Source organism: Halopseudomonas sp. (assembly GCF_038130085.1).
Taxonomy (GTDB): domain Bacteria; phylum Pseudomonadota; class Gammaproteobacteria; order Pseudomonadales; family Pseudomonadaceae; genus Halopseudomonas.
On record NZ_JAYPMU010000053.1, the window covers coordinates 1 to 1,600 of the forward strand.

The 1,600-nt window shown below is 60.2% G+C and carries 2 protein-coding genes; both read right to left on the reverse strand.

Annotated features, from left to right (window positions below):
• Nucleotides 1-911, reverse strand: a 911-nt coding sequence (locus AAFM31_RS17685; protein ID WP_341709171.1) for an FAD-binding protein, incomplete at its 3' end; no start/stop codon positions are given.
• 2 nt (nucleotides 912-913) lie between these two features.
• On the reverse strand, nucleotides 914-1,600 hold a 687-nt coding region (locus tag AAFM31_RS17690), incomplete at its 5' end, for an electron transfer flavoprotein subunit beta/FixA family protein (protein WP_341709172.1).

Below are 1,600 nucleotides of genomic sequence, written 5' to 3' on the forward strand. Positions count from 1 at the left end.
TCCGGTACCGCCTCGAACAGGTCGGCAACCAGGCCGTAATCGGCAACCTGGAAGATCGGCGCTTCTTCGTCCTTGTTGATCGCAACGATCACCTTGGAGTCTTTCATACCGGCCAGGTGCTGGATCGCACCGGAGATGCCGACCGCAACGTACAGCTGCGGCGCAACGATCTTACCGGTCTGACCAACCTGCATGTCGTTCGGTACGAAGCCAGCGTCAACCGCGGCGCGCGAAGCACCCACAGCAGCGCCCAGCTTGTCAGCGACCTTGTACAGCATTTCGAAGTTGTCGCCGTTCTGCATGCCGCGACCACCGGAGATGACGATCTTGGCGCCTGCCAGTTCCGGACGGTCGGACTTGGCCAGCTCTTCGCCAACAAAGCTGGAGGTGCCAGCGTCGTGAGCAGAAGCAACCGCTTCAACTGCAGCACTGCCGCCTTCGGCAGCAACGGCGTCGAAACCAGTGGAGCGAACGGTGATGACCTTGATCGCAGCGCTGGATTGAACAGTGGCAATCGCGTTGCCAGCGTAGATCGGACGCTTGAAGGTGTCAGCGCTCTCAACAGCAATGATCTCGGAGATCTGATCAACGTCCAGCAGCGCAGCAACGCGCGGCAGGTAGTTTTTGCCGTTGGTGCTGGCCGGAGCCAGGATGTGGCTGTAGCCCTTGCCCAGCTCAGCGATCAGCAGGGAAACGTTTTCCGGCAGCAGGTTCGCGTAGGCAGCGTTGTCAGCCAGCAGGACCTTGCTTACACCGGCAACCTTGGCAGCGGCGTCGGCAACGGCAGCACAGCCTGCGCCAGCTACCAGTACGTCGATGTCGCCACCGATGGCCTGAGCGGCAGCAACGGTGTTCAGGGTAGCTGCGTTCAGCTCGGCGTTGTTGTGTTCAGCAATAACCAGAATGCTCATGTTCAGATCACCTTGGCTTCGTTCTTCAGTTTGTCGACCAGCTCGTCAACGCTCTTGACCTTGATGCCAGCGCTGCGGGCAGCCGGGGCTTCAACCTTCAGGGTGGTCACGGTCGATGCAGTGCTCACGCCCAGATCTTCCGGCTTGACGACTTCCAGCGGCTTCTTCTTGGCCTTCATGATGTTCGGCAGCGAAGCGTAGCGCGGCTCGTTCAGACGCAGGTCGGTGGTAACAATGGCCGGCAGCTTCAGCGCAACGGTCTGCAGACCGCCGTCGATTTCGCGGGTGACCTTGACGCTGTCGCCTTCAACAGCCACTTCAGAGGCGAAGGTGCCCTGAGCGTAGCCGGACAGCGCAGCCAGCATCTGGCCAGTCTGGTTGTTGTCGGAATCGATAGCCTGCTTGCCGAGGATGACCAGCTGCGGCTGCTCTTTATCGACAACGGCTTTCAGCGCCTTGGCGATAGCCAGCGAGTTCAGCTCGTCTGCGGACTCAACCAGAACAGCGCGGTCAGCACCCAGTGCCAGCGCGGTACGCAGTTGTTCCTGAGCGGCGGTCGGGCCGACAGTGACAGCGACGATCTCGGTAGCAACGCCTTTTTCTTTCAGGCGGACTGCTTCTTCTACGGCGATTTCGCAGAAGGGGTTCATCGACATCTTGACGTTGGCCAGGTCAACACCGGAGTTGTC